The sequence below is a fragment of the Bradyrhizobium sp. BRP19 genome (assembly GCF_020194195.1).
Taxonomy (GTDB): Bacteria; Pseudomonadota; Alphaproteobacteria; order Rhizobiales; family Xanthobacteraceae; genus Bradyrhizobium; species Bradyrhizobium yuanmingense.
In genome coordinates this window covers 669,004-692,756 of sequence record NZ_JADYVZ010000002.1, presented here as the reverse complement: position 1 = coordinate 692,756, position 23,753 = coordinate 669,004, and the positions used below count along the sequence as shown (strand labels likewise).

20 protein-coding genes and 1 pseudogene are annotated in these 23,753 nt (G+C 64.7%); 12 read left to right on the top strand and 9 right to left on the bottom strand.

What is annotated here, in order from left to right; all coding sequences use genetic code 11:
• Window positions 1-77: 77 nt before the first annotated feature.
• The 6 genes from I6F36_RS09120 (at window position 78) to I6F36_RS09095 (ending at window position 4,754) form a co-directional block, all read left to right on the top strand.
• Window positions 78-284, top strand: coding sequence for a hypothetical protein (locus I6F36_RS09120; protein WP_036001140.1), 207 nt, complete (start codon window positions 78-80; stop codon window positions 282-284).
• A gap of 124 nt (window positions 285-408) precedes the next feature.
• The gene (locus I6F36_RS09115) at window positions 409-1,608 is read left to right on the top strand and encodes a CaiB/BaiF CoA-transferase family protein (RefSeq protein WP_225125788.1); all 1,200 of its coding nucleotides are present in this window, start codon (window positions 409-411) and stop codon (window positions 1,606-1,608) included.
• A gap of 155 nt (window positions 1,609-1,763) precedes the next feature.
• Window positions 1,764-2,900 (top strand): thiolase family protein, encoded by a 1,137-nt coding sequence (locus tag I6F36_RS09110; protein ID WP_225171309.1) that lies wholly within the window; start codon window positions 1,764-1,766, stop codon window positions 2,898-2,900.
• Window positions 2,897-3,256, top strand: coding sequence for a Zn-ribbon domain-containing OB-fold protein (locus tag I6F36_RS09105; protein WP_225171308.1), 360 nt, complete (start codon window positions 2,897-2,899; stop codon window positions 3,254-3,256). Before I6F36_RS09110 ends, I6F36_RS09105 begins: the two co-directional genes overlap by 4 nt.
• A 639-nt stretch (window positions 3,257-3,895) precedes the next feature.
• Complete coding sequence (locus tag I6F36_RS09100) at window positions 3,896-4,423, top strand: carboxymuconolactone decarboxylase family protein (RefSeq protein ID WP_036001128.1); 528 nt, start codon at window positions 3,896-3,898, stop codon at window positions 4,421-4,423.
• Between the two features lie 28 nt (window positions 4,424-4,451).
• A complete protein-coding gene (locus tag I6F36_RS09095) occupies window positions 4,452-4,754 on the top strand; it encodes a nucleoside triphosphate pyrophosphohydrolase family protein (RefSeq protein ID WP_036022497.1) in 303 nt (100 codons plus the stop codon).
• 131 nt (window positions 4,755-4,885) lie between these two features.
• On the opposite strand, the gene glsA is transcribed toward I6F36_RS09095, so the two are convergent.
• The 4 genes from glsA to I6F36_RS09075 form a co-directional block, all read right to left on the bottom strand.
• The gene (gene glsA / locus I6F36_RS09090) at window positions 4,886-6,733 is read right to left on the bottom strand and encodes a glutaminase A (RefSeq protein WP_225125783.1); all 1,848 of its coding nucleotides are present in this window, start codon (window positions 6,731-6,733) and stop codon (window positions 4,886-4,888) included.
• A 21-nt stretch (window positions 6,734-6,754) separates the two neighbouring features.
• Window positions 6,755-8,830 (bottom strand): TRAP transporter permease, encoded by a 2,076-nt coding sequence (locus I6F36_RS09085; RefSeq protein ID WP_225125781.1) that lies wholly within the window; start codon window positions 8,828-8,830, stop codon window positions 6,755-6,757.
• 236 nt (window positions 8,831-9,066) lie between these two features.
• Window positions 9,067-10,233, bottom strand: coding sequence for a TAXI family TRAP transporter solute-binding subunit (locus I6F36_RS09080; RefSeq protein ID WP_036001123.1), 1,167 nt, complete (start codon window positions 10,231-10,233; stop codon window positions 9,067-9,069).
• 167 nt (window positions 10,234-10,400) lie between these two features.
• Window positions 10,401-10,622 (bottom strand): biotin/lipoyl-containing protein, encoded by a 222-nt coding sequence (locus I6F36_RS09075; RefSeq protein ID WP_197947040.1) that lies wholly within the window; start codon window positions 10,620-10,622, stop codon window positions 10,401-10,403.
• Between the two features lie 95 nt (window positions 10,623-10,717).
• On the opposite strand from I6F36_RS09075, the gene I6F36_RS09070 reads away from it, so the two are divergent.
• The 3 genes from I6F36_RS09070 to I6F36_RS09060 all read left to right on the top strand — a co-directional run bounded on the left by I6F36_RS09070 (window position 10,718) and on the right by I6F36_RS09060 (window position 14,989).
• A complete protein-coding gene (locus tag I6F36_RS09070; RefSeq protein WP_036034277.1) occupies window positions 10,718-11,692 on the top strand; it encodes an IclR family transcriptional regulator in 975 nt (324 codons plus the stop codon).
• On the top strand, window positions 11,622-13,181 hold the full coding sequence (locus I6F36_RS09065) for an acyl-CoA carboxylase subunit beta (protein ID WP_036001111.1): 1,560 nt from the start codon (window positions 11,622-11,624) through the stop codon (window positions 13,179-13,181). Before I6F36_RS09070 ends, I6F36_RS09065 begins: the two co-directional genes overlap by 71 nt.
• Window positions 13,182-13,291: 110 nt before the next feature.
• A complete protein-coding gene (locus tag I6F36_RS09060) occupies window positions 13,292-14,989 on the top strand; it encodes a GMC oxidoreductase (RefSeq protein WP_225125780.1) in 1,698 nt (565 codons plus the stop codon).
• Between the two features lie 951 nt (window positions 14,990-15,940).
• On the opposite strand, the gene I6F36_RS09055 is transcribed toward I6F36_RS09060, so the two are convergent.
• Complete coding sequence (locus tag I6F36_RS09055) at window positions 15,941-17,410, bottom strand: FAD-binding oxidoreductase (RefSeq protein WP_225125779.1); 1,470 nt, start codon at window positions 17,408-17,410, stop codon at window positions 15,941-15,943.
• A gap of 182 nt (window positions 17,411-17,592) precedes the next feature.
• Between I6F36_RS09055 and I6F36_RS09050 the strand changes: the two genes are divergently transcribed.
• On the top strand, window positions 17,593-17,760 hold the full coding sequence (locus I6F36_RS09050; RefSeq protein ID WP_081494475.1) for a DUF2934 domain-containing protein: 168 nt from the start codon (window positions 17,593-17,595) through the stop codon (window positions 17,758-17,760).
• 22 nt (window positions 17,761-17,782) lie between these two features.
• Here the strand turns inward: I6F36_RS09050 and I6F36_RS09045 are convergent.
• From I6F36_RS09045 to I6F36_RS09030, 4 genes and pseudogenes are all read right to left on the bottom strand, one after another.
• Window positions 17,783-18,525: pseudogene (locus I6F36_RS09045) on the bottom strand (DUF72 domain-containing protein).
• Between the two features lie 121 nt (window positions 18,526-18,646).
• Window positions 18,647-19,936, bottom strand: a complete 1,290-nt coding sequence (locus I6F36_RS09040) for an MFS transporter (protein ID WP_109144071.1) — start codon at window positions 19,934-19,936, stop codon at window positions 18,647-18,649.
• A gap of 110 nt (window positions 19,937-20,046) precedes the next feature.
• Window positions 20,047-21,237 (bottom strand): acetyl-CoA C-acyltransferase, encoded by a 1,191-nt coding sequence (locus tag I6F36_RS09035; protein ID WP_225125778.1) that lies wholly within the window; start codon window positions 21,235-21,237, stop codon window positions 20,047-20,049.
• A 303-nt stretch (window positions 21,238-21,540) separates the two neighbouring features.
• Window positions 21,541-22,311, bottom strand: a complete 771-nt coding sequence (locus tag I6F36_RS09030; RefSeq protein WP_109144069.1) for an enoyl-CoA hydratase — start codon at window positions 22,309-22,311, stop codon at window positions 21,541-21,543.
• A 155-nt stretch (window positions 22,312-22,466) separates the two neighbouring features.
• Between I6F36_RS09030 and I6F36_RS09025 the strand changes: the two genes are divergently transcribed.
• Window positions 22,467-22,994: a PaaI family thioesterase gene (locus tag I6F36_RS09025; protein WP_225171307.1), complete on the top strand. Its 528-nt coding sequence runs from the start codon at window positions 22,467-22,469 to the stop codon at window positions 22,992-22,994.
• Between the two features lie 69 nt (window positions 22,995-23,063).
• Window positions 23,064-23,684 (top strand): TetR/AcrR family transcriptional regulator, encoded by a 621-nt coding sequence (locus I6F36_RS09020; protein ID WP_225171306.1) that lies wholly within the window; start codon window positions 23,064-23,066, stop codon window positions 23,682-23,684.
• Window positions 23,685-23,753: the final 69 nt, after the last annotated feature.

Genomic DNA, 23,753 nt, shown 5'->3' with positions numbered 1-23,753 from the left:
TTATTTCTTTGCGTTAGATCATGGTGGGCTCGCGCGGCCCCCCTTAATGCTCTGATTGATTTTGCGGGAAATGCATCATGAGCACTAACTACGAAGATTCACTGTCGATGGACGCACTCAACGATCGTATCGCGATCCTCGAAGACAATATCCGCCAGCTCATCGAGCAGGCCGCTGCCGCCTCCGGCGAGCAGAACGAGTCGCGCATCGCCGACCGGATCAATCAGCAGAATGACGAACTCGACCGGCTCCTGAAGATCCGGGAATCCCGTCAGAAGAAATAGCGGCCGACGTCGCCCCGCGGCGCATGCCGCCATACGCCGCCCGCCCTTGCGCGAGCGGCGGCACTGCCGTTAGCTGGACCGAAATCGCGTGGGCAGTTGGGCTCGGCGCAATCGGGAGCGAACGATGGGGCCGCTGAAAGGCATCAAGGTCGTCGACATGACCACCGTGCTGATGGGCCCTTATGCGACCCAAATGCTCGGCGATTACGGTGCCGACGTCGTCAAGGTGGAATCGCTGGACGGCGACGTCACCCGCCTGATCGGCCCGATGCGTCACGCCGGCATGGGGCCGGTGTTTCTCAACACCAACCGCAGCAAGCGCTCGATCTGCCTCGATCTGAAGAAGGCTGCGGGGCGCGAAGCCGTGCTGCGGCTTTTGAAGGACGCCGACGTCCTGGTCTACAACGTCCGCCCGCAGGCGATGGCGCGGCTTCAGCTCGGCTACGACGTCGTCTCCGCCATCAACCCGCGCCTGGTCTATGCCGGCGTGTTCGGCTTCGGCCAGGACGGGCCCTATGCCGCAAAACCCGCTTACGACGACCTGATCCAGGGCGCCACGGCGCTGCCGGCACTGATGGCGCAGACCGGCGACGGCGTGCCGCGCTACGTGCCGAATGCGCTCGTCGACCGTATCGTCGGCCTCACCGCGGTCGGCGCGATCTGCGCCAGCCTCGTGCACCGCGACCGCACCGGCCGCGGCCAGCGTCTGGACATTCCGATGTTCGAGACCATGGCCGGCTTCGTCATGGGCGACCACATGGGCGGGCTCACGTTCGAGCCGCCGCTCGACAAGGGCGGCTATGCCCGCCATCTCTCGCGTGACCGCAGGCCCTACAAGACCTCGGACGGCTATCTCAGCGTCATCGTCTACAACGACAAGCAGTGGGAGAACTTCTTCAAGGCCACGGGGCGCGACGACCTGCGCGCCGATCCCAAATTTGCAACCTTCGCCGGCCGGGCCGCCAATATCAATGTGGTGTATGCCGAGCTCGCCCGCATCTTCGAGACGCGGACCACGGCCGAATGGATCGACCTGCTGACGAAAGCGGACGTGCCTGTCATGCCGATGCACGATCTCGCCTCGATCCTGCACGATGAGCATCTGGAGGCGACCGGCTTTTTCCCGGTGGTGACCCATCCGACCGAAGGTCCGATCCGCAGCATGAAAGTGACGGCGACCTGGTCCGAGACCGAAGCCGAGCCGGTACGCCTGGCGCCGCGGCTCAACGAGCACGGCGCCGAGATCTTGCGCGAGATCGGCTATTCCGCTGACGAGATCGCAGCCATGGTGCGCGACGGCGTCACGCGTGACGCACCGGAGTAGGGGGAGTGCAGATGACCACGCTTCTCTCATCCGTCATTCCGGGGCGCGCCTCTTGGCGCGAGCCCGGAATCCATTCATCCTCCGCACATGCCGTTCGATGGATTCCGGGCTCGCGACTTCGTCGCGCCCCGGAATGACGGTGGAGAAATGGCACCATGAGCTTCATCACCGGCGTCGGCCTCACGTCGTTCGGCAAGCACGAGGGCTCCTCCTCGCTCGACCTGATGAGCGAGGCCGCGCAAGCCGCGCTCGACGATGCCGGCCTCAAGCGCACCGACATCGACGGCATCCTCTGCGGCTATTCCACGGTCTCCCCGCACATCATGCTCGCCACCGTCTTCGCCGAGCATTTTGGTATCCGCCCGTCTTACGCCCATGCCGTCCAGGTCGGCGGCGCCACGGGTCTTGCGATGACGATGCTTGCACATCATCTCGTCGCGTCAGGTGTCTGCCGGAACGTTCTGGTGGTCGCTGGCGAGAACCGGCTCACCGGGCAGAGCCGCGATGCCTCGATCCAGGCGCTGGCGCAGGTCGGCCATCCCGACTACGAGGTGCCGTTAGGACCGACCATTCCCGCTTATTACGGCCTCGTTGCCGGCAGGTACATGCACGAATACGGCGTGACCGAAGAGGATCTCGCCGAATTCGCGGTGCTGATGCGTGCCCACGCCTGCACCCATCCCGGCGCGCAATTCCACGATCCCATCAATGTCGCCGACGTCATGGCCTCCAAGCCAGTGGCGCTGCCGCTCAAGCTGCTCGATTGCTGCCCGGTCTCCGACGGCGGCGCGGCGTTCGTTGTCAGCCGCGAGCGAACCGGGGAAGCGGGCGTGCGTATCCGCGGCTGCGCCCAGGCCCACACGCATCAGCATGTCACGGCAGCGCCCGCCCTCAGCGAGCTTGGCGCCGAGATCTCCATCGCGCGTGCAAAGGCGGCCACGGGTCTCGCGATCTCCGACGTGCGCTACGCCGCGATCTACGACAGCTTTACGATCACGCTCGCGATGCTGCTGGAAGACCTCGGTCTCGCCGGCCGCGGCGAGGCGGCCGCGCGCGTGCGCGCCGGCCATTTCAGCCGTGACGGCGCGATGCCGCTGAATACCCATGGCGGCCTGCTCAGTTACGGCCATTGCGGCGTCGGCGGCGCCATGGCGCATCTCGTCGAGGCGCATTTGCAGATGACGGGGCGGGCGGCTAGCGGCCAGGTCCGCGACGCCTCGATTGTACTGCTGCACGGCGATGGCGGCGTGCTGTCGTCTCACGTCAGCATGTTCCTGGAGCGGGTGCGATGAGTGAGCGTCTGGCGGACTGGACCAAGGGTGAAGCGGCCATCACCTACCAGGCCTGCACCGCATGCGGGCATGTACAGTATTTTCATCGGGCCTTCTGCGCAGCTTGTGGCGAATCGGACCCGCGCGAGCAGCGCGCCAGCGGCAAGGGCAGGGTGTATGCGACCTCGTTGGTCTGCCGCGCGGCAACGCCCGAGACGCGCGCGCACGTGCCCTACAACATCCTGCTGGTCGATTGCGCCGAGGGTTTTCGCATGATGGCCCACGGCGAGAATGACCTCGCCATCGGCGATTCGGTCATTGCGAGCTTCAAGCCCTTTGCCGGCAAGCTGGTGCCGTTCTTTGCCAAAACCAAATAGGGAAACGCGAATGTAGCCCGGATGGAGCGCAGCGAAATCCGGGATTCGCACCTCGCGGACAGACTTCCCGGATTGCGCTGCGCTTCATCCGGGCTACACGCCAACGAGGGATCCGTCATTCGGGGGCGGTCATGTGACCGAGCCTGGAACGGGAATTCTGGGCTTGGCTTGTGCGAGAGCCACCCCGGAATGACGAAAACGCTGAGCGCCTGATCCGGAAAAGTGTGAAGCGGTTTTCCGAAAAGATCATGCGCAATCGAAATACTCTAACGCCCGTAGAACAAGATGCTGGCGATGACGAGCATCGCCGTCACCGCCAGCATATGCGCGAGCGCTCCCGAGGCTGCCCCCTTGGTGGCTTCCTTCATGCCGTTTTCTCCCTAGACTTGGGCATGACTCATCGTTGCGCGGTGAGCGCATACGACGGCCAATTGTTTTTACTCGGAACACCCCTTGCGAGTATCCGCCGCGATTTGTCCCCCCGCGGCGAATATCGACTGTGCCAGGGTCGATCAGCAATGCGGCGGCAATTTGACTCGATGATGTTGCTCGTGCGTCCCCACGCGAATAGAGTCTTCGGGAACCTTCGCCAATGGCGACAAAAAGCATCAAAAGATCAGGGAAAACTTCAGGAAAATCATGGCCCGCATTCAGTACAGCGACCCGTCCAAGGCATCCGACCGCACCCGCGAAATCCTCGACAAGAACCGCCATGCCAACATCTTCCGGATGATGGCGCATTCGCCGAGTTACTTTGAGCAATATTGCCGCCTCGGGGGCGCAATCAGGCACAAGGGCGAGCTCGACCCCATCGTGCGCGAGCTTGCGATCACCCGTACCGGCATTCTGTGCGAGGCACCCTATGAGATCGTCGCGCACAAGCGCATCGGCAAGAATGTCGGCGTCACCGACGAGCAGAACGAGGCGCTCGAGAACTGGCAGGCCGCATCCTGCTTCAACGAGGTGCAGCGCGCCGCGCTCGCCTTCACCGACGAGATCGTGAAGCTGACGAAGCCGACGGATGCGACCTTCAAGGCGATCGCATCGAAGCTGACGCCAGCGGCGCTGGTCGAGCTCCAGCTCTCGGTCGGCTTCTACATCATGACGTCAAAATTCCTGGAGACGTTCGAGATCGACCTCCAGCCCGTCACCGAAGTGGTGGGCTGATCCAAAGCTCGGCTTGCGAGGGATGCTCATGACAATCGATGAATATGCGGCCTGGGCCGCAACCATTGCCAAAGTCGACGAGCATCCGTCGAACGAGCGGTTGTCTTATCTCGGGCTGGGCCTTGCCGCTGAGGCGGGCGAGGTCGCCGAGCACATCAAGAAGCTCCTGCGCGACGACTGGCTCGACAAGGCCGGTCTAGTCGAAGAGCTTGGCGATGTCGTCTACTACTGGGCCTGCCTGTGCGCCGCCACCGGCCAGCAGCCGTCCGCGCTGCTCAACGCCAGTGCCGCCAAGATCAGGCGACGCATCAGCGAAGCGGCGAGCCGGTAGAGCAAGTGAAAGCTGGGAGCTCCGGCGTCATGGCCGGGCTTGTCCCGGCCATCCACGACTTGCCGCGCAGCACGAAGAACGTGGATGCCCGGGACAAGCCCGGGCACGACGATCTGTTGCGCATGAACCGCTCACGTCGAGGTCAGAATATCCACCTTGGCGTTGGCGACGATCAGGCGGTCGGCCAGAAGCTGGGCCAGGTTACGCATGATGCATTCGCTGGCGCGGGGGTGCTGCTTGCGGAAGCGCTCGAAATCCTTCAGCGGCACCTCGCATGCCGTCGCTGCCATGTCGGCGAACACGTCGGCGGAGCGGGTTTGTTCCAGCAGCGCCATCTCGCCGAACGCCATGCCGGCGGTGAGCGTAGCCAGCCTGACGCCATCGGGCAAGGTGACGTGCACAGCGCCGCTGCGCAGGAAGTACAGGGCATCGGCGGGGTCGCCGGCCGTGAGGATTTTGGCGCCGGATTGATAGGTCCTGATGGTGCAGAGCGAGGCGAGATCCGTCAGCTCTTCCTCGCTCAGCCCGGTCAGCAGCGGCTGTTCGGCTAGCTCGGTGGTCTCGTGAAAATCGATCGAGCCGCCGTAGCGATAGACGATCTGGTCTTCGGCCCATTCGATCGCAGTGTCGAGCAGATAGAAATCGCGCACGTTCTTCAGCTCAGCGGTCCATTCGCGTAACGTATTCCATTCCTTGGAGGCGCGCCGGACGCCCGACAAGACCACCGTGACATTCAGCGCGGCCAATTCCTCGAACGCTTCGGCCACAAGTCGTGCGCCGGCCCGCGTAGTCGAGGTCACGCGGTGGAGATCGAAGATCACGAATTGCGGCCGCGGTCGTCCCGCGAGCCGGCGCGAGACGTAATCCACCGCCGACAGCGACAGCGTGCCGACCAGTTCGATGATGCGCACCTCCTGCTCGTGGGCCGCCAGGATCTCGCGCTCCTGCGGGCGGCGCACGCGGCGCGACGGGCTCTTGCCGATGTCGTAGTCGGCGATGACGGCGTTGCGTGCGTCGTCGCTGCGGTTGAGCATGTGCAGGTCGTAATGCGAGGACAGCGCCTCGCAGACCTTGATGCCGCGCACGCTGTTGCCGTGCTTGTCGAGCTTTGGCGAATAGCTGCCGAGGCCGAGGCGGGCAGGGAGCGCGGCCAGGATGCCGCCGCCGACGCCGCTCTTGGCGGGGATGCCGATGCGGTAGATCCACTCGCCGGCATAGTCGTACATGCCCGACGACGTCATCACCGAAAGTGTGCGCGAGATCGCGTAATCGCTCAGCACCTGCTCGCCGGTGACCGGATTGATGCCGCGATTGGCGAGCGTTGCCGCCATCACCGCGATATCGCGCGCGGTCACCAGCACGGCGCATTGCCGGAAATAGACGTCGAGCACGCCGGCTACGTTGTCCGAGATCACCGCGTTGGTCTTGAGCAGATAGCCGATGGCGCGGTTGCGGTCGCCGGTCTGGCTCTCGGAAGAATAGACGGCGTCGTCGACGGAAAGGTCGCGGCCTGCAAAACGGCTGAGCGCAAGGCGGATCTGCTCGAAAGCCTCCGCGCCCTTGCTGTCGTAGATCAACCCGGTGCAGGCGATCGCGCCGGCATTGACCATCGGGTTGAACGGATGGTTCTCGGAATTGAGCCGGATCGAGTTGAAGGGATCGCCGGAGGGCTCGACGCCGATCGCACCTTCGACCTTGCCGGCGCCGAGCAGGTCCAGCGCCAGCGCGAACACGAAGGGTTTCGACATCGACTGGATGGTGAAGGGCACCCTGGAGTCGCCGACTTCATAGACATGGCCGTCCAGCGTCGCCAGGCTGATGCCGAAATAGGCAGGGTCGGCCTTGCCGAGCTCGGGAATGTAATCGGCGACATGGCCTGACGTTTCGGCGGAGAACTCGCTGAGGCAATTTTCCAGGAACCGCAGCAAGGGCGGCTTCGAGCGGGTCCAGGCGGTGGCGAGAGGCGAGAGCGGTTTCATCGCCTCCCTTGTGCAACGCAATCAGGGTACGCGCAACCCGTCGGGCAGCACAGGCTGGCGCCGGACCAGGAGAAGCGCGATCAGGATCGTCGGCAGCAGGATGCCAAGGCCGAGCAACGTCACCTGCATCTGCGACAACGGCATGATGCCGCCGCCGGGGGTCGCCACCACGAAGCCGCCGATCACGAGCAGCACGCGAATGGGCCATTCCAGGCTGCCTGTGCCGCGCAAGTCCCCGACGAAAGGCTGGTAGCCCTGGATGCCGCCGCAGATGAACAGCGTACCGAAGGCGGCGAGGCCCATCAGGCCGAGCCCGGCGAGGTATGGGCTCGAACCCTGCAGCACCAGCGCCGGATTGAGCACGAAGAAGAACGGCAGGAAATAGATGATGCTGCCGACCCACATCGATTCCCAGCCGGTCTTCATGGCCGGCGATCCGGCGATGCCGGCAGCTGCGAAGGAAGCGATCGCGACCGGCGGGGTGATCGACGACAGCATGCCCCAATAGAAGATGAACATGTGCACCGCCATGCGGTTGAGCCCGAGCTTCTCCAGCGCAGGCGCGACCAGGATGGCGAGGAAGATGTAGCAGGCCGTCGTCGTCAGCCCAAGGCCGAGAATGAGGCTGGTGAGGGCGCACATGCCGAGCAGCAGGAAGGCATTGTCGCCGGCGATGTGCAGGAGGTCGTTGGCAAGGCTCGACACCACGCCCGTCATCGAGAACGCGCCGATCAGCAGGCCGCAGCCGGCGAGGATGCCGACCAGCTCGACGAAGGTGCGGCCGTTGACCTCCAGGAACTTGCCGATCGTCGCAAATGTCCAGCGCGTGTCCTTCGAGAAGAACTGGTTGAGCACGAGAAGCAGCGCGGTGGCGTAGAACGGCGCGTGGCTCTCGCGCTTGAAGTAGAGCAGCATCACGATCAGAAGCGCGATGACCAAGACGTAGTACCAGCCGTCCTTGATCGTATCCATGATCCGCGGCAGCTCGGCGCGGGGAATACCTTTCAGCTTGTGGCGCGCCGCGTAAGCGTCGACCTGCATGAAGAGGCCGACGTAGTAGAGCACGGCCGGAATGATTGCGGCGAGGGCGACATCGGCGTAGCTGACGTTGAGGAACTGGGCGATCACGAAGGCGGTCGCACCCATCACTGGCGGCGCCAGCACGGCGCCGGTCGAGGCGCAGGCCTCGATCGCGGCGGCATAGGAGGCGCGAAAGCCGCTCTTCTTCATCACCGGGATGGTCATGGTGCCGGCGGTGAGCACGTTGGAGATGATCGAACCCGACATCATGCCGAGCAGGCCGCTGGCAAAGATACAGACTTTTGCCGCGCCGCCGCGAAAGGTGCCACACAGCGCAAAGGCCAGGTTGATGAAGAACTTTCCGGCGCCCGTCATCATCAGCGCGGTGCCGAACACCAAAAAGCCGATCACGGTGTCGGCGAAGGCCTGGATGGGGATGCCGAGCAGGCTCTCGCCCGAGAGCACGTGATAGGCGGTCGCCTGTTCGAGCGTCGATTGCGTGCCACGAAACGGCCCGAGCCAGCGGGCTTCGGCGAACAGGGGATAGACAGTGAAGGGCAGAACGCTGAGGAGCAGGCTCCAGCCGCCGGTGCGGCGCAACGCTTCCATCAGCATCACCCACATCACGAGGCCTGCGGCGATCACCGTGTTGGGCGCGCCGCCGAATTCCCAGCCGGCCTCCGCCGCTTTGCGCACGTTAACCATCAGCATGAGCGCCGCCGCGAAGGTCACGACGAACAGGACGAGGTCATACCAGGGAACGCGGTCGAGCGGCGCGCGTCCGGTGCCCGGAAAGATCAGGAACGTGAACGGCAGCATCAACGCGATCAGGAGATAGAAATATTCCGTGTTGAGCTGGGTGTATCCGACGAAGAAGCGCAGCGAGAATTGCTGGTTGATGCAGAGCAGGATCGTCGCGGCGGTCGCAACGATCAGCGTCCAGCGCCACGCGCCGCGCAACGTGCGGACGCGCGTGACTTCCGCTTCCTGCATGTTGCCGGCGGCGCCATGGGGATCATCGAACACGACGCGCTTGGGCTCGTCTTGCGGGACGGTGGAAGTGGAAGAGGACATCATCGATCCCGCGCGTGGGCTGGTGAACGCAATCAGGCAAACGGCAGTTGTTTGAACCGCTCTGGCCGCGCGCTCAACCTCTCCCGCGTGCGGGAGAGGTTGGCGCGAAGCGCCGGGTGAGGGCTTTCTCCTCTGGGGGAATCCCACCGCGGAGGCACCCTCTCCCCAACCCTCTCCCGCAAGCGGGAGAGGGGGCGCACTTCTCGCGAGGCAACGATCACGCCTAACAACACCTCGCTCTATTCCTCGAACCCGTTCGGCATGCCCGCTTTCGCTAGCGCCGCGGCACGCGCCTTCGTCCAGCCTTCGAGGAACGCCTTGTCGTCCGACGGCGGATTGGACTTGCCGTAATCGGCCCAGGCGGCCGCCAGCACCTCCTGCCGCTTGATCAGCTGGTTGTTGTGTGCCTCCTGAGCGTCGCTCCATTGGCCGGCCTCTTTCAACGCCTTCACCGCGCCGGGATGCACCGGCACCACCCAGTTCTTGGTCTGGCGGTTGGCCGCGAGTCCGCCGGCGCCGGGCGCGGAGTCCTTATAAGCGTCGTAGTTGACGATCATCGCCTTGGTGATCGCATAGACCTGGTCGGCCGGTTGCGAGGCGTAGGCGACGAAGATCGGGTAGGGATAATTGCCGAGCTCGATCGGCTTCTCCGGCGAGATGCCGGCACCGCAAGTCGCAAGCTGCGGGAAGAAGAACGAGCCGACCTTCTGCATCCGCGCCCAACCTTCCTTGTCCTTGGCGGGCAGCGGCGGCCAGATCAACCCGCGCGGCGAAGCCTCGGCCTCCTTGGCGGGACCGGTGATGGTGGTGCCGAAGGCGGCATCGACGTCGTTGTTGATCAGCCCTTTCCACATCGCGCCGTAGCTGGCGAATTCGACAGCCTTGACGTCCTTCTGCGTCAGCCCGGCGAAGGCGAGCACCGCGAGCGAGTTCTGGTTCAGCGCGGGTGAGCCGACCACGAAGCCGACGCGCTTGCCCTTGAGGTCCTTCAGCTCCTTCACGCCGGTGTCGGCGGCCACCGCAAGCGAGGCGCAATTGCAGTCGACGGTCGAGAGCAGGGTCTGCAGCGGCTGCGGACCCCATTCCTTCGAGCCGAACTCGAACACGCCTTCCTGCGCGAAGTAGGTGCCCGACCCCATCGCCGCGGAAACCGCGCGCTTGGCGCGCAGCGGCGCGAGGCGCGCGACGTCGTTGCCTGCGGGGAGCACGCGCACGTCGGTGCCGTACTTGTCCTTCATCATCTTGCCGACGCCGACCGCGATGTTGAATCCGGCGGTGCCGGTGTCATAGGCGGTGAAGGTCAATGTCGCCGGCAGCTTGATGTCTTCGGCGAACGAATAGCGTGTAGACGCAAAAGAAATGCCCGCCACCAGAGCAGGCGCGAGCACGAGCAGCCCACGAAGCATGTTTCCCTCCAATGATCTTCGCTTTGCCGCGAAGATTTTCATTCTTTGTTTGAAACAACGTTTTGTTTGAAACCGATCATGTCACCGCGATCAAGCGATGGCAACGCCATACAGCGCGCGTGGGAATGCGACTGACACATTGTCGCGGAAAAGACCGGATAAGACGCTCAGTTCGCGACGATCGCTATCGCCTGTCCCTCCGCAACGACGTCATCGACCTTTACCAGAAGCGATGTGATGGTGCCGTTTGCGGGCGAGGGCACTGGGATCTCCATCTTCATCGCTTCGACCACCACAACGTCATCGCCATCCGCGACGGTTCCTCCAACTTGCACGGGAGTTGCGCAGATGCGTCCCGCGACCTCCGTGACGATCTTAATTTCTGGCATGCCATCGCCTTTTTGTTGTCGTCGCAAAATGCCTGAGGTAGCGTCGTCTGCAAGTGGAATTTAATTCCGCACAGCGGAACACAACGGTAGGGATCATGGGACGACGTTCGGAGCGGTTGAGCAGGCAAGGTGCGCTCGCTGGCGAAGCCGGTGAGGGTGATGTGATCCAGGTGGTGTCGCGCGCGTTCGACGTATTGCGATGCTTCGAGGGCCACGAGGCGCGACTCGGCAATCTCGAGATTTCAAATCGCTGCGGTCTGCCGCGCTCGACGGTATCGCGGCTCACGCATACGCTGACCCGCATGGGCCAGCTCGTGTATCTCCCGCGCGACCAGAAGTATCGCATCGGCCCCAGCGCGGTGGCGATGAGTGCTTCGATGATGAAGGGCGCGCAGCTGCGCAGCATGATTCGCCAGCGGCTGCAGGAAGTCGCCGAGCAGCTGCCGGGCACGGTCGGGTTCGTCGTCCCCGACCGCTTCCATCTCGTCTATCTCCAGTTCGCGCGTTCGGCGACGGCGCTCGGCTTGCACGAGGGCACCGGCAGCCGCATCTCGATGGCCTCGACCGCCGCGGGCGCGGCCTACACCGCGGCGCTCGCGCCGGAAGTCGGTGATGCCTTCGTCGCGGACATGGAGCGGGAAGCCCCCGAAGCTGCGAAGATTCTCAAGCCCCGCATCGAGGCCAACCGGCAGATGTTGCGCGAGCGCGGCTATGTCGTCGCCTGCGGCCTCTGGAGCCCGCACATCAACGGTCTCGCGGTGCCGATCTGGTCGCCGCAGTACCAGACCTTCGTGGTCATCACGATCGGTCTTCTGTCGGCGATGTATGACGAGCAGCGTCTGCACGACGAAGTCGCACCGCTGATGCTCCAGCTTGGCCGCTCGCTCGGCAGCCTGATGGAAGGCGCGGAAGGCGACGCCTTCAACAACCGTATCTCGCGTAAGCCGGTCGCCATGGCCGTGCACAACAATAACAAGCCGATCCATTCGGAGGGAGTGAATGAACTGGAAGCCGGAACTCGACGAGCTCGCCCGGCGCGAAGCCTTCGCGCGGGAGATGGGCGGCGTTGACAAGGTCAAGCGACAGCATGACCAGGGCCGGCTGACTGTTCGGGAGCGTATCGACAAGCTGATCGACAAAGGCAGCTTTCACGAGATCGGTGCCGTCTCCGGCATCGGCGAGTACGATTCCAGCGGCGATCTGAAGAAGCTCACGCCGGCCAATTGCGTGTTTGGCCGCGCGCGCGTTGACGGCCGCACATTGGTCGTGGTCGGTGATGATTTCACCGTGCGCGGCGGTTCGGCGGATGCGTCGATCTCGGCCAAGCCGCTGATGGCGGAGGAGATGGCGCACGATTTCCGGCTGCCCATCGTCCGCATCATCGAAGGCTCCGGCGGCGGCGGCTCGGTCAAGACCATCGAGACCAAGGGCGCGGCCAATCTGCCCGGCGGCATCGGCGGCACGCGCTGGTATCGCTTCACGACGGAGAATCTGTCGCGCGTGCCGGTGGTCGCGCTCGGCCTCGGCTCGGTGGCGGGCCTGGGCGCCGCGCGTCTTGCCGCCAGCCACTATTCCATCATGACGCGGAAGTCCGCGATGTTCGTCGCGGGTCCGCCGGTGGTGAAGGCGCTGGGGCAGGACCTTACCAAGGAGGAGCTCGGCGGCGCCGACATCCAGACCCGCGCCGGCGCGGTGGATCATGCGGTCGACACCGAGGAGGAGGCGTTCGCCTGCGCGCGGCGCTTCCTCTCCTACCTGCCGTCATCGGTCTACGAGCTGCCGCCGACCTTGCCCTGCACGGACAGTCCTGAACGCAGCGACGAAGCGCTGATGAACGCGGTGCCGCGCAACCGCAAGCAGGTCTACAAGATGCGGCCCATCATCGAGTCCGTCGTCGACAAGGGCTCGTTCTTCGAGGTCGCAAAAAACTTCGGCAAGCCGATCATCGTCGGCCTCGCGCGGCTCGAGGGCAGGGCGGTGCTGCTGCTCGCCAGCGATAGCTTCCACTATGGCGGATCCTGGACCGCGGATGCCTGCCAGAAAGTGGTGCGCTGGGTCGACTTCGCCGAGACCTTCCACCTGCCGGTCGTCTATCTCATGGATTGCCCCGGCTTCATGATCGGCCTCGATGCGGAGAAGGCGGCCACCATTCGCCACGGCGTGCGTGCCATGGCGGCGGTGAACCAGACCACCGTGCCCTGGTGCACCGTGATCCTGCGCAACGCGTTCGGCGTCGCCGGTGTCGTGCACCAGCCGGCCGACCGCTTCTCGATCCGCTATGCCTGGCCCTCGGCCTATTGGGGCTCGCTGCCGCTCGAAGGCGGCATCGAAGCCGCCTACCGCGCCGACATCGACGCGGCGGAAGACAAGGCGGCGAAGCTGAAGGAGATCGAGGAGCGGCTCAACAAGCTCCGCTCGCCGTTCCGCTCGGCCGAAAAATTCTGGGTCGAGGAGATCATCGATCCCAGGAAGACGCGATCGCTGCTGTGCGAGTTCGCCCGGCTGGCGGAGCCGCTGCGAAAGCCGGGGCCGCCGGAGAATATGACGATCAGGCCTTGATATCGGCCATCATCCGACTGCCGCGACAATCTTGTCGCGGCAGCGATGGCGTGACCTCACAACAGGAACGCGCTACGTTCCCCCAACAAGAACAAGAGGAAGCGCCAATCGTGTACGACTTCATTATCGTGGGCGGCGGCTCGGCGGGGTCCGTGCTGGCCCACCGGCTCTCCGCCAGGAGCGCCAACAAGGTCCTGCTCTGCGAAGCCGGTCAGGACACGCCACCCGGCAACGAGCCAGCCGAAATCAGGGACAGCTATCCCGGCACGGCCTATTTCGATCCGCGCTTTCACTGGACCGAGCTCAAGGTGACGACCCAGGTCGTCAGCCACAACAATCCCGAGGAGTCGCGGCCTCCTTTGCGCAAATACGAGCAGGCGCGCGTGCTGGGCGGGGGCTCGTCGATCAACGGGCAGATGGCCAACCGCGGCGCGCCGACCGACTACGATGAATGGGAGGCGCGCGGCGCCGAGGGGTGGTCGTGGGCTGACGTGCTGCCGTTCTTCAAGAAGGTGGAGCGCGACCTCGATTTCGACGGACCGTATCACGGCAAGGACGGAAGGATCCCTGTCCGCCGCATCCCGCGCGAGCACTGGACGCGGCATTCGGAGGCATTCGCGCAGGCCTTCCAGCAGGCCGGCCATCAATTCGTGGCCGACCAGAACGGCGAATTCGTCGACGGCTTCTTCCCCGTGACGCATTCCAACCAGGCCGAGCAGCGCGTCTCGGCCGCGATGGGTTATCTCGATCGCGACACCCGCGCGCGTGTGAACCTTGCGATCTCCACCAACACGCAGGTACGAGAGCTGCTGTTCGAAGGCACGCGCTGCGTCGGCGTGAAGGCGATGGTCGACGGCCGCGAGCAGGAATTCCGCGGACGCGAGATCATCCTCTCCAGCGGCGCCATTCATTCGCCGGCGCATCTGCTCCGCGCCGGCATCGGCCCCGTCGGTCACCTCAAGGAGCTGGGCATTCCCGTGCTGGCGGCCTTGCCGGGGGTGGGCCAACGCTTGATGGATCATCCCTCGATCTCGCTGTCCTCCTTTGTCCGCCGCGGCGCGCGCATGAACGAGCACACCAGGCGGCACATGCAGCTGGGCCTGCGCTACTCCTCCGGGCTGCCTGATGTGCCCAAGGGCGACATGTTCGTCGTCGTCATCAGCAAATCGGCCTGGCACGCCGTCGGCGCGCAGATCGGCTCGCTCCTGACCTTCGTCAACAAGACCTATTCCGAGACCGGACAGGTCAAGCTCGCCTCGCGCGATCCCTCGGCAGAGCCGATCGTCGAGTTCAACCTGCTGTCCGACCGCCGCGATCTCGATCGCCTGATGAGCGGTTTCCGCAAGATGGCGGCGATCCAGATGAGCGAGGTGGTCAGGAAGGTGACGGACAAGCCGTTTCCGGCCGCCTATACCGATCGCGTCCGCAAGATCGGCGTGGTCAACACCAGGAACAAGATTCTCACCACGATCGCCGCGACCCTGATGGACGGGCCGGCGGCGCTGCGTCACTACATGATCGACAATTTCGTCGTCGAAGGCTTCACCTTCGATCAGGTGATGAACGACGACGAGGCGCTGGAAGCCTTCGTGTGCAAGGCGACGATCGGCGTCTGGCACGCCTCATGCTCGTGCCGCATGGGCCGCACTGAGGATCCGATGGCGGTGGTCGACAATCAGGGCCGCGTCAAGGGCGTGCAGGGCCTGCGCGTCGTCGATGCCTCGATCTTCCCGGTGGTGCCGTGCGCCAACACCAACTTTCCGGTGTTGATGTCGGCGGAGAAGATCGCGGCCGCCATGATGCAATGAGCGGCAGCGAGTTCTGGCGATCCGGGCAGTGCGGGGAGGAGGAGCGCTGATGGATACTTGCCTCGCGCGGTCCGACTTGGTTGCATGCCGTGAGCTTGACGCGCTAATCGCGCATTCGAGCGCGGCGAGTTAATCATCTCAGGCGCTACGTGTAGGCTATGAGATCGTGCAGTCGTGGCGCACGATCGCAGCCAGTTTCAGCCGCGCTTTAGGCCCATTTCAGCCAAACTGTTATTGGTCTCTTTGCCCGGGGCAGGGTCTCTCATTTGGAGTCCTGCAATGTTCAAACGCGTATTTTCTGCGTGCGTCCTCGTTATCCTGGGTTCTATCGCTTCGGAAGCGCGCCCTTATCGCATTCATCAAGCTCCTGAATGCAACGTCACAATGCCCTGCGACTTCTCGTATTCGCAGACGCGACGCGAGCGGGCTGCCAGGCCCTCACTGGCTTCCAGATCTTCGCTGATTTCTAGGTCCACACTGCAAGCGTACCGCTCGACACAACTGACGGTGACTGATGCTGGGAGCACGACCACGCCGGCGGCCGTCTCCGGTGCCCACGGCACTCGCATTGTCGGTGGCCGTCCGGCCGGTTGCCCTTCGTCGTTCTGCGGCTGCGGCGCGGCTCTGCGCGTGTTCGGCCGTATCGTGCCGGAATTAAATCTTGCGTCCAATTGGCTCCGCTTTCCGCGGACATCACCCGCACCGGGAATGGTTGCTGCGCGACGAGGACACGTGTTCGTCCTTGAGCAGCACCTCGGAGGCGACGTCTGGATGGCCTATGACGCCAACTCGGGTGGGCGCGCGACGCGAATCCACGCGCGTTCGCTGCGAGGGTATACGATTGTCAACCCGCGCGGCGGCTCGGTGGCTTGAGGGCAGCGGATAGCACTCCAAAAACGGCGGACGGGTCGCAACATCTTTGCGACCCGCCAACGCCGAACGCCGAGCCGATCACAGCCGGAGCACCTTGCCGGGATTCATGATGTTGTGCGGATCGAGCGCGCGTTTGATGGTGCGCATGATGTCGAGCTCGGTCTTGGAGCGGTAGTGGCTGAGCTCGTCGAGCTTGTCGATGCCGATGCCGTGCTCCGCCGAGATCGAGCCGCCCATGGAGGTGACGAGATCGTTCACGGCGCGCGTGATGGCGGCCGCGTATTGGTTCAGCGTCTGCTGGTCCATGCCCTTCGGTCCCATGAACGAAAAGTGCAGATTGCCGTCGCCGATATGGCCGAGCGGATAGGGCCGAATGGTCGGGAGAATGTCGAGCACGGCCTTGAGGCCCTTGTCGATGAACTCCGGGATCCCTGAGATCGCCACCGACACGTCGAAACTGATCCCCGGTCCCTCGGCGCGGGAGGCCTCCGCCATTGCTTCGCGGATGCGCCACATGTTGCGCGATTGACCGAATGTGTGCGCGATCGCCGCATCCAGCACGCGGCCGGCCTCGAGTTGATCGGCGAGAAACTGCTCCATCTTGCCGGACATGCCCTCGGTTCCGTCCTGCCGCGGGCGCGCCGACGACCATTCCAGCAGCAGGTACCAGGGCGTATCCGCCTTCAGCGGATCCTGCGTCCCGGGAATGTGGCGCAGGGAAAGGTCGATGGCCGCCCGGCTGAGCAGCTCGCAGGAGCCGACATTGTCCTCGGATGCCGCGTGCGCCTCGGACAGGATTTCCAGCGCCGCGCGGGGATCGCGGATCGCCAGCCACGCCGTGCAGACGTCCTTCGGTGCCGGCCACAGCTTGAGCACGGCCTTGGTGATGATGCCCAGCGTCCCCTCGGCGCCCATGAACAGGTGCTTGAGGTCGTAGCCGGTGTTGTCCTTCTTGAGCGCGCGCAATCCGTCCCAGACCTCGCCATTCGGCAGCACGACCTCGAGCCCCAGCACGAGATTGCGGGCATTGCCGTAGCGCAGCACCTGCACGCCGCCGGCGTTGGTGGAGAGATTGCCGCCGATCATGCAGGAGCCCTGGGCACCGAGGCTCAGCGGCAGGAAGCGGTCGTGCTCGCTTGCGGTCTCCTGAAGCGTCTGTAACACGCAGCCGGCCTCGACCGTCATCGAATAGCCGACGGGATCGACATCCAGCACGCGGTTCATCCGGCCGAGCGACAGCACGATGCCGGTGTGCGCAGGCCAGGGCGTCGCCCCGCCCATCAGGCCGGTGTTGCCGCCCTGCGGCACGATCGCGACGCCGTGCTCGTGGCAGAGCCGGACCACTTTCGAGACCTCCTCGGTGCTGCCAGGGCGAACGACGGCGCCGGCGTTGCCGACCAGCAATCCCCGCCAATCCGTCACAAACGGCTGCTTGCCATGCTCGTCCTCGATCAGGCCTTTGTCGCCGACGATCGCGCGCAACGCATCGCGCAATGGTTCGGTCACGGGAGCGGTCGGGATGGTGGGCAGGGACGTCGGGAGCGGCATTTGTTTCCTCTGGCACATCTTTGTGTGTACTGAGCGCGCGAAGCGCCGCAGCCATTGTCCACGTTTAGGCTGCCGAGTCTAACGGCAATGCGCCACGCGTGTGGGGAGTTTGGGTCGGCCTGACCGCTTGGAACGGTCCGCAGCAGCACGACGTTTGCCTCTCGGCACAACAGGAGAGCCGCATGGCGAAGGTTGACGAGGAGCTCATCCGGGTGAGAGCCCACCAGCTTTGGGAACTCGCAGGCAAGCCGGAGGGCCGCCAGGACGAGTTCTGGCGAGAAGCCGAGCGCGAATTATCAAACGACGCCGGCGCAAATGCCGAAGAATCCTCAAAGACTTTCACGGAGTAATCCGCGAGCGAACGGTCTGGCGCTATCGGGCTTCAACCAGCTGGCGGGCATTGGCCATGGCTGCGCCCGAAGCGGTGTTGTCGAAAATGCACCAGACCGAGGCCGCCGCGCATCCGGCCAGCCGCACCTTGAGCGCCGCCAAGGCAGCCGCGTCATAGCTGGAATAATAGACCCTCGGTGAACCGTGAAGCCGAAAATAGGCCAGCCCGGTCCAGCCGCCGGGCGCAGCGCCATTGGCGGCACGCGGTGGATCCGCGGCCACCCGCGCGACGCCTCGTTGCGCCAGCCAGTCGTCGGCCGGCCTGGTGAACCAGCTCGCGTGCCGTGGCTCGCAAACCACCGGCACCTGCCCCCTTTCTGCAGCGCTATTACGAGCTTCCCGGCGCCGCGCCTTGCGAAGATTGTCGACGAAGGCAATTGCAGCAGCAGCACGCCGAGCTTTTGCCCAAGGCCGGAAATCTCCTCGCAGAACCGATCGACGTCCGCGCGATCGAACCTCAGCTCCGGCGCATGGCTGATCGATTGCGGGACCTTGACCGCAAAACGGAAGCCGGCCGGCACCGCAGCGCTCCATCGCTCATATGTCGTGCGCCGATGCGGACGATAGAACGACGTGTTGATCTCGGTGCAGTTCAGCACTGAGGCGTAGCGCTCAAGGTGGGAGCCCTCGGCCTTGAACGCATCCGCATGCTGGGACGGCACGTTCCATCCCGCCGTGCCAATCCGAAGGGCATGCTTGCGCGTCCGTCCAGGCCTGTCTGTCATCGCCACAGCATAGGAGGCATCTTTGCGGCGTGGTCATGTCGGAACGATTTGGCCCGCCTTCACGACACTGCGGGGCTCTGTTTCTTCTGTCAAACCGGAAGGCAGAAGACGTGGTTCCTTCTCACGCCATCGCCACTTGCGGCTTCGGCTGCCGCGACAGCGCCAGCACGATCAGGGCCGCGAACACGCAGAGCGCGCCGGCGATGAAGAAGGCGGGCAGGTAGCTCTGGTAGACTGTGCGCGAGAACCCCGCGCCGAACGCCGCGGCGCCGGCGCCGAGCTGATGGCCGGCGAATATCCAGCCGAACACCAGATTGGCGCGCTCGGGCCCGAACTTTTGCGCGGTGAGCCGCACCGTCGGCGGCACCGTCGCGATCCAGTCGAGACCATAGAACATCGCGAAGACCGAGAGGCCGTAGAAGGAGAAATCGCTGAACGGCAGGAAGATCAGCGAGAGCCCGCGCAGGCCGTAGTACCAGAACAGGAGCCAGCGATTGTCGTAGCGGTCGGACAGCCAGCCCGACATGATCGTGCCGAAGAAGTCGAAGATGCCCATCGCCGCCAGCAGGCTCGCCGCCTGCACCTGCGGGATGCCGAAATCGAGGCACATCGGGATCAGGTGCACCTGCACCAGCCCGTTGGTGGAGGCGCCGCAGATGAAGAAGGTCGCGAACAGGATCCAGAACGTCATCGACGTCGAGGCGTCGCGTAGCGTGCCGAGTGCAACGCCCGTGATCGAGCCGTGGCTGACGGGCGGCGCGGGCAAGGGTGCGGTGCCTTCGTCGCCGAACGGCCGCAGGCCGACGTCGCTGGGGCGGTCACGCATCGCGAGCAGCACGGCCAGCGCGGAAACACCGAGCATGATGCAGACGAGACCGAGCGCGAGGCGCCAGCCATAGCGCTCGGTGAGGCTTGCCAGCAGCGGCAGGAACACGAGCTGGCCGGTGGCAACGCTCGCCGTCATGATGCCGATGACGAGGCCGCGTCGTGCCGCGAACCAGCGCGTGGCGATGGTCGCGCCGAGCACCAAGGCCGTCATGCCGGTGCCGATCCCGATCACCACGCCCCAGAGGGCAATGAGCTGCCAGACCTCCGTCATGCCGAGCGAGAGCACGAGCGCCGAGACCACGATCAGCTGGGCGGCCAGCGTGACGTTGCGCAGGCCATAGCGGTTGAGCAGGGCGGCCGCGAACGGCGCCATCAGTCCGAACAGGATGAAGCGGATCGACAGCGCGGACGAGATCTCCGCCGTGCTCCAGCCGAACTCCTTCTGCAGGGGAACGATGAACACGCCGGGCGCGCCGACCGTGCCGGCGCTGATCAGCGCGGTGAGGAAAGTCACGCCGACCATCACCCAACCGTAATGAATGTTACGGCGGGACAGTGCTGCCGCGAGCCAGTTCGAGATCATTGGGCCTCAACATTGATGGGCAGGCCGAGACAGACCTGCGTCAGTCTAGAGAATGACACGGGATGTATCTGTCGCAAATGACAGAGTTCCCTCGTTTCCGGACGTCCGCGTCAGCGGCGTTCCACCGCGATGGCCGTGGCTTCACCGCCGCCGATGCAGAGTGCGGCGATGCCGCGCTTGAGGTTGTTGGCCTCCAGCGCATGCAGCAGCGTCACGATCAGCCGCGCGCCGGTGGCGCCGATCGGGTGGCCCAGCGCGCAGGCGCCGCCATTGACGTTCAGCTTGTCGCGGGGAATGCCGAGGTCGCGCTGCGCCGCCATCGCCACCACGGCAAAGGCCTCGTTGATCTCGAACAGGTCGACGTCGCCCGCGCTCCAGCCGACCTTGTCCAGCAGCTTGCGGATCGCCGGGATCGGCGCCGTGGTGAACCATTGCGGCTCCTGGCTATGGGTGGCGTGGCCCTTGATCTCGGCGAGAACAGGCAGGCCGCCCCGGTCGGCAAGCGCGCGCTTCGTCAGCACCAGCGCGGCGGCGCCGTCGGCATTGGCGGAGGAGGCGGCCGGCGTGATGGTGCCGTTGGCGCGGAACGCCGGCTTCAATCCGGGGATCTTGGCGGGGTCGACCTTGAGCGGATGCTCGTCATTGGCGATCACGCGCGGTCCGGCCTTTTCGGTCAGCGTGATCGGCGCAATCTCGGCCTTGAACGCGCCGCCCTCGACGGCCTTGCGGGCGCGGCTCAGCGTCTCCATCGCATAGGCGTCCTGATCCTTGCGGGTGAATTGATAGGCTTCCGCCGTGGCTTCGCCGAAATCGCCCATGGAACGGCCGGTCTCGTAGGCGTCCTCCAGGCCGTCCATCATCATGTGGTCGATGATGCGGTCGTGGCCGACGCGATAGCCGCCGCGCGCCTTGGCGAGCAGGTAGGGCGCGTTGCTCATGCTCTCCATGCCGCCGGAGACGACGATGTCGGCCGAGCCGGCGCGGATGATGTCGTGCGCCAGCATGGTCGCCTTCATGCCGGAACCGCAGACCTTGTTGACGGTGGTGGCACCGGTCGCATCAGGCAGACCGGCGCTGCGTGCGGCCTGGCGCGCCGGCGCCTGGCCTTGGCCTGCCGGCAGCACGCAGCCCATGAAGACCTCGTCGACCTTCTCCGGAGCGAGCTCGGCGCGCTCCAGTGCCGCCCCGATCACATGTGATCCGAGCTTGTGCGCGGAAAGCTGTGACAATTCGCCCATGAAGCGGCCGAGTGGGGTGCGTGCGGCGGAGACGATGACGACGGGCTCGGCGGCTTCGGCCATGACGAGAACTCCCTGGCGATGACGTGTAAGATGATGGACATCATATGATGCGTCGCAAAAAATGCAACCGCGACAGGGATGAGAAAATGTCGTGGGCCGGATGAGATTTGGTCGTGCGATTGGGGGCTGCTTACCCACAGTACGCTGTCATTGCCCGCGAAGGCGGGCAATCCAGTATTCCAGAGGCCACGCGGCTAGAACCGGGAAGGCGCGGCGTACTGGAGGCCCCGCCCCCGTGCGCAACTGCGCACTAGGCGGGGCATGACACCGTCTTTTCTTGGCTGCGCTGTTGCTTCCTCGCGTCTACCGCTTCCGGTTGACAAACGCGCCCATCAGCCGCGTCGGCTCGTCCGTCAGGAATGACTCGCCGAACACTTTCACGCTCAAATTCACCGACTCGGTCAGCGGCAGTTCCTCCCATTGCCGCAGCAGCGCCTTTTGCGAGCGCAGCGCCTCGGGGCCGCATTCGAGCAAGGCCTTCACTAGATGCTCGACCTCGGCATCGAGCTCGCCGGGCGCAGCGACCTTGTCGACCAGGCCCCATGCCAGCGCCGTGGCTGCATCGATGTTCTCCGCCGTCATCACCAGCCAGCGCGCGCGGGCCCAACCGATCAGGCGCGGCAACAGCGCGGCATGGATCACCGAGGGGATGCCGACACGCACCTCGGGCATGCCGAAATGGGCATCATGCGCGGCGACGCGGAAGTCGCAGGCCGCCGCCACTTCGAGCCCGCCGCCGAGGCACCAGCCCGGCATGCGTGCGATGATCGGGGCAGGGAAGGCGCGCACCGCCTCGCAGAGATCGCGCAGGCGGCTGATGAAGGCCTCGGCGGATGTCTGGTCGAGCCCGGCCATCTCCTTGATGTCGGCTCCGCCGATCAGGCTCTTCTCGCTCTGTCCGCGCAGCACCACGACGCGGATGCTGCGGTCGGATGCGAGCTGCTGCAGGCCTTCGCGCACGGCGTCGGTCACGGGCGAGCCGAGGATGTTGAGCGGGCCGGCGTTGCAGATCGCGACATGAACGACGCCGCGCGCATCGCGCGTCACGCCGCAATGATTGTTGAGCATTTCCATCGTGGGATCTCGAAAGGTTTCGTGGACATGCGCGGGGCGCGCCGGTCGGGATCACTTCCGGGCCGAAACGTACGTCTTGTCAAGCGGCGGGGAGGGCGGGTTGCCAGCGTGAAGTCCGTGGCATAGTATGACGAATATCATCTAAAGAGGCTGCCATGACCGGTGACGATCAACCCGACCTGTTTTCGCCCGCGCAGAGGCGGGAACGCGTAGTGGACTGGCAGGTGCCTGCGCCGGTGGCGCGGGCGGCGATGGGCCTGTCGGGCATGGATGCCATGCTGGGCATCCGTGACGGCCGCCTGCCGCCGCCGCCCTTCGCCAAGCTGATAGGTTTCACCATGGCCGTGGTCGAGCCGGGCCGGATCGTCATGGAACTGGAGCCGCGCGAGGATCTCGAAAACACCATCGGACTTCTCCATGGCGCGACCGCCGCAGCGCTGCTCGATACGGCCATGGGATGCGCCATCTCGACCAGGCTGGAGGCCGGACAAAGCTCGGTGACCCTCGATCTGAAGCTGACTTATCTGCGCCCCCTGTCGGTGCGTTCCGGGCTGGTTTCGGCCGAGGGCAAGGTGATCAAGCTAGGACGCCAGACCAGCTACACCGAGGGTTTTGTGCGGGACGGCAAGGGCGCACTTGCGGTCCATGCAACTGCGACCTTCTCTATGATCGGCACAACTTGACATGAATTAATGCACCCATCTCGGCATTTGCGTGTTATGAGATGATCTCCGACATTCAATGAGATCCGCATGCGCTATTCCCGGGAACACAAGCAGGAAACCCACGATCGCATCGTGAAGAAGGCCTCGGTGCGGCTGCGGGAGAAGGGTGCCCACGGTATCGGCGTCGCCGACCTCATGAAGGAGGCGGGCCTGACCCACGGCGGCTTTTACGCGCATTTCGATTCCCGCGAGGCGCTGGTGATCGAGGCTTTTGCCTACGCGATGGACCGTTCGATGGAACACTGGCGCAAGCTCACCGGCGAGGTCGCTCCGGAAAAGCGGCTGGCGCTGATCGCGGAAAGCTATTTGTCCACGCTGCATCGCGACAATCCCGGTCACGGCTGCTCGATTCCCGCGCTGGGAGCCGAGATCGCCCGCGAGAGTCCGAAGACACGCAAGGCCTTTGCCGGCAAGCTGGATGAGATGATCGAGGCCCTGACCGACACCATCCCGAACATGCCCCGCAAGGCGGCACGCAAGCAGGCGATCGCGACGCTCGCGACGATGGCCGGAACCATGCTGCTGGCGCGCATCGCCGGCTCGAGCGAATTGTCCGACGAGATGCTGAAGGCCGGCCGGGACCACGCGAACGAGGGAGCGAAGCGTGAGTCGAAGGTGGCGGCCGCGAAGAAGGCGAAACAGAACTAGGCGAAATGCCGTGTAGGGTGGGTTAGCCATGCGATTGCGCGAAGCGCATTCGCTTGGCGTAACCCACCA